Here is a 4,544-nt window from a genome sequence, read left to right on the forward strand (position 1 = left end):
CTGATCCCGGCAATCTCGGCTTACCTGGCCATGAATTTCACTGGCGCTTCCACCTATACTTCTCTCTCCGGTGTTAAGAAAGAGATGCGCTGGGCTGTCCCCGTCGAAATCGGGGCCGCTGCGGCCGGGCTTGTGCTCTGGCTCGGTGCCTTATTTTTATATTGATTGTATAGGAATTTGCTTTTTTATCCTTCCCCCTCACCCCGCCCTCTCCCCCGTTTACGGGGGAGAGGGGAAGGGTGAGGGGGCTTAACTCGTTTATAATTGTTTCATACTGTATAGAAATCTGGAAGTCAAGTAAAAGAATCAGCTCGGCACTCTTCCACCTGAGCCTGGCCGATTGTCCCCAATTTATGAAAGAAAAAAATGAGGAGTGGCACCCATTAAGTATTGACGCGAAAAAATTTTTAGAGCATATTAGGATTTAACTTTCCCTTTTGACCAGATCCAGGATCATTCAAAAAGGATGACGTCACCTCTGATGAAATAAGGGGAGGCATCACGTCTGGCCATGGGGCCGCTGGAAATATAGCGGCGGATGATCTTTTAAGAACAAAAATTTTCATGGAGAACCGATGGAAGAAAAATTATTACTCACCGAAAGGCAAGAAAAGGTTTATACCATCATCTTTAACCGCCCCGAACGAAGGAATGCGCTTTCTCCCCTCATGCTTTTTCAGCTTGCCGAGACTTTGACGAGGCTCCAGGAAGAGGGAGAAGTTCGATGTTTGGTGATTCGCGGAGCTGGCGATAAAGCCTTCTCTTCCGGCTACGACATCTCCGACATCCCCACCAACCTGACTCCGGAACAGGCCGCCGCTCTGAAAACCCAAAGCCCCTTTCAGAACGTACTCACGGCCCTCCTGGACTTTCCCTACCCGGTCATTGCCATGATCAACGGCCATGCCTTCGGGGCGGGATGTGACTTGGCCATGACCTGCGATATCCGCATCGCCGCAGAACACGCCCAGATGGGGATTCCACCGGCCAAGCTGGGGATTATCTATCAGCCGGATGGGATCCTGCGCCTGATTAACATTGTGGGCCTGGCCAACGCCAAAGAATTATTTTTCACCGGCCGAAGCTACGGGGCCTTGAAGGCCAAAGAGATGGGGCTGGTCCATTATGTCCTACCTCCCGGCCAACTTGCCCCGTTTACCTATGAGTTAGCCCAGGAAATATCCGCCAATGCTCCTTTATCCTTGAAGGGCATGAAGTTGATCTTTAATAAGTGCATGAAATATCAGAGACTCGACCCCGAAGATGCCAGGGAGATTGAAGCCCTCCGGGTTCAGGCTTTTAACAGCGAAGATTTGAAAGAGGGGCAACGAGCTTTCAAGGAAAAACGCAAACCCGTCTTCAAAGGACGATAAAAAAAGGAGGTAAGGTCAATGAGGAGCCAGAAAAATATTCTTAGAGGAATTATGGTGCCATTCTTATTTCTGTTTACACTCTTTTGCCCCTTGATAGGTTTTAGCCAGGATTTCCCCACGAAACCCATTACCATCTACTGTGGATTTGAAGCCGGGGCCACGACGGACCTCACCGCCAGAGCTCTGGCCGAAGCAGGCCAGAAGATTTTGGGCGTCCCCGTGGTAGTTGAAAATAAAGCCGGCGGGGGTTCCACGGTCGCCGCTTCCCTCGTGGCCAGCAAAAAGCCGGATGGATATACGCTCGCTGTCGTAGCATCTTCAGCCATGGACGTCCGCCACATCATGCTGGCCCCCCCTTATAATCCCGCTAAGGATTTTACTTTTCTCATGGTCTACGGCAATTATGTGGGCGGCATTTGCGTCCTGAAGGAGTCTCCCTTTAAAACCCTCAACGATTTACTGGACCACGCCCGAAAGAACCCGGGATCGCTCTCCTACAGCTCCTCGGGGATCGGCGCCAACCAGCAACTCGCCGTGGATTATCTGGCCAAGCAGGCCAAAGTGAGTTTTAAACACGTGCCTTTCAAGGGAGGGGCTCCAGCCAGCACCGCTCTGATCGGGAAGCACGTGGATTTTACCGCGGGGGCCGGAATCCATCTAAACTACGTGAAACAGGGAATTTTCCGCATGCTGGCGGTCACGAGCGCTGAGCAGAGGGATCCCGAATTTCCAGATGTTCCCTCACTCAAGGACTTGGGGTATCAGGATCTTCCTCCCCAACAATATTTGCTTCTCGCCCCCAAAGGGCTTCCAGCCCCGATTTCCAAGAAACTGGAGGACAGTTTCCGCCAGGCCGTGCATTCTGCAGAATTCAAAAAAGTAATGAAGAATTTATCTGTCCCCTTTTCCTTCAAAGACCGGCGTCAATTAGAGGCGGACTTTCCCGGGACGTATAAATTTTATGCCGATCTTCTGAAAGAGATTGGTATAAAGACCAAGGAATAGAAGGACGAAAACCATTTGATTGCCGAGGAGGGTTGCATCAGATGCAAGCGGAGCGGGTGGGCAGTCTTTTTTGGTTTGCGGTCGGGCTGATCAGTATGTACGGATCAACCCGGCTGGGGTTAGGGACATTGCGGGAACCGGGCTCGGGATTCCTTCCTTTTCTGGCTGGATGCTTCATTGCTCTTATGGCCATCCTCATACTCCTGCAATCCTTCACCCCCAAAAAAGAGGCTCGGGCCAAACTCGCCGCCCTCTGGGAAGGGGTGAACTGGCATCGTCCGGTCATCATCAGCCTCTTGATATTGGGCTTTATCCTGGCCCTGGAAAGTCTGGGATTTATTCCTACCAGTTTTTTCCTTCTCCTTATTCTTTTTAGGTGGGTGGAAAAATTTCCCTGGAGGAAAGTCCTTATCGTTCTATTGCTGACCTTAGGCTCTACGTATCTTCTATTTGACATCTTTCTGAAAGCATCCCTGCCGAGAGGGATCCTGGGTTTCTAACTCGAGAGGATTATTTCTCTATGGAGTTTTTCGCCAATTTTATCACTGGATTCAGCGTTGCCTTACAGCCCATCAACCTTATGTTCTGCTTCCTGGGAGTTTTTATCGGAACCCTGATCGGAGTTCTTCCCGGGATCGGTCCGGTGGGCACGATGGCCATCCTCCTTCCGGTGACCTACGGGATTCCCCCCACAACAGCCATCATCATGCTCGCCGGCATCTATTACGGCGCCCAATATGGAGGTTCCACGACCTCGATCCTGGTGAATATTCCCGGCGAGGCGGCCTCGGTTGTTACCACCCTGGACGGTTATCAGATGGCTTTAAAAGGTCGGGCTGGACCAGCCCTGGGGATCGCGGCCTTCGGCTCCTTCATCGCCGGGACCATTGGGGTCATTGGTTTACAGCTTCTGGCCCCGCCTTTGGTCGCTGTGGCTTTACGCTTCGGTCCCCCCGAATACTCCTCCTTGATGATCCTTGGCTTCGTGGTCCTTACCTATCTGGCCCAGAAATCGATGGCTAAAGCCTTGATGATGGCTGGTGTCGGAATCATCCTGGGAACGATTGGGCTGGACACAATGACGGGGATGCCCCGTTTCACCTTCCGCATTCCCGAACTGCTCGACGGCGTGGGACTCGCGCCGCTGGCCATGGGTCTCTTCGGAATCTCGGAAATCCTGCTGAACGTGGAAAAGAAGATCAAGCAGGAACTCCTCACCACCAAGGTCAAGGGTCTCTTCCCGACCCGGGAGGATTGGAGACGGTCCATCGGAGCCATCCTTCGGGGTTCCGCTTCCGGCTTCTTCTTGGGAATCTTACCCGGGGGAGGAGCCGTCCTTGGCTCCTTCGTGTCTTATGCCCTGGAGAAGCGCATCTCCAAGCATCCCGAAGAATTCGGTAAGGGGGCCATTGAAGGAGTGGCAGCTCCGGAGGCGGCCAACAACTCCGCCGCCCAGGGAGCCTTCATTCCCCTCCTGACCCTGGGCATCCCGTCCAACGTGGTGATGGCTATTTTGCTGGGGGCCCTGATGATTCACAACATTACTCCGGGCCCCATGCTGGTAAAGCAACACCCCCAGCTTTTTTGGGGGGTGATCAGCAGCATGTATATGGGAAACGTTATGCTGCTGGTACTCAACTTGCCCCTTATTGGCCTCTGGGTGCAGCTCCTGCGGGTTCCTTACGCCATCCTCTTCCCGCTGATCCTGTACATCTGTCTTATCGGGGCCTACGTGATCAACAACAGTGTTATCGATGTAACCATTATGCTCCTTTGCGGGGTTGTCGGTTATCTGATGCGCAAGTTCGAGTATGAGCCTGCACCATTAGTTTTGGCTTATGTTTTAGCTCCCATGCTCGAAAACGCTTTGAGGCAATCTCTTATTCTTTCCGGAGGAAGCTTTGGGATTTTTATGGCTCGACCCATCTCTGCCGGCTGTCTGTTAGTGGCTGCGGGCCTTTTGTTCTCCTCGCTTCTTCCCATGATCCGGAAAAAGCGAGAGGAGATTGTCGCCGAAGCAAAAGAAGATGAATGAAACCCAGGGTTTTTCTTGCGTTAGCATCGGCCAGGATCAAGGAGAAATCGAGCCATCCTTCTGAGCCTTGATTCCGGATCTTAAGATCGTATACAATAACCTGGAACCCTTCAGGCGGGAGATCCTTGATA

At 52.3% G+C, this 4,544-nt stretch carries 5 protein-coding genes; all 5 read left to right on the plus strand.

Annotated elements, in window-relative coordinates; genetic code table 11:
• The coding region (locus Q7V48_08955; GenBank protein ID MDO9210860.1) for a mercury methylation corrinoid protein HgcA at positions 1–165 on the plus strand (165 nt) is incomplete at its 5' end.
• A 410-nt stretch (positions 166–575) separates the two neighbouring features.
• A complete protein-coding gene (locus Q7V48_08960) occupies positions 576–1,373 on the plus strand; it encodes an enoyl-CoA hydratase-related protein (protein ID MDO9210861.1) in 798 nt (265 codons plus the stop codon).
• An 18-nt stretch (positions 1,374–1,391) separates the two neighbouring features.
• The gene (locus Q7V48_08965; protein MDO9210862.1) at positions 1,392–2,378 is read left to right on the plus strand and encodes a tripartite tricarboxylate transporter substrate binding protein; all 987 of its coding nucleotides are present in this window, start codon (positions 1,392–1,394) and stop codon (positions 2,376–2,378) included.
• 41 nt (positions 2,379–2,419) lie between these two features.
• A complete protein-coding gene (locus tag Q7V48_08970; GenBank protein MDO9210863.1) occupies positions 2,420–2,878 on the plus strand; it encodes a tripartite tricarboxylate transporter TctB family protein in 459 nt (152 codons plus the stop codon).
• A 20-nt stretch (positions 2,879–2,898) separates the two neighbouring features.
• Positions 2,899–4,413: a tripartite tricarboxylate transporter permease gene (locus tag Q7V48_08975; protein MDO9210864.1), complete on the plus strand. Its 1,515-nt coding sequence runs from the start codon at positions 2,899–2,901 to the stop codon at positions 4,411–4,413.
• Positions 4,414–4,544 lie beyond the last annotated feature (131 nt).

Source organism: Deltaproteobacteria bacterium (assembly GCA_030654105.1).
Classification (GTDB): domain Bacteria; phylum Desulfobacterota; class SM23-61; order SM23-61; family SM23-61; genus JAHJQK01.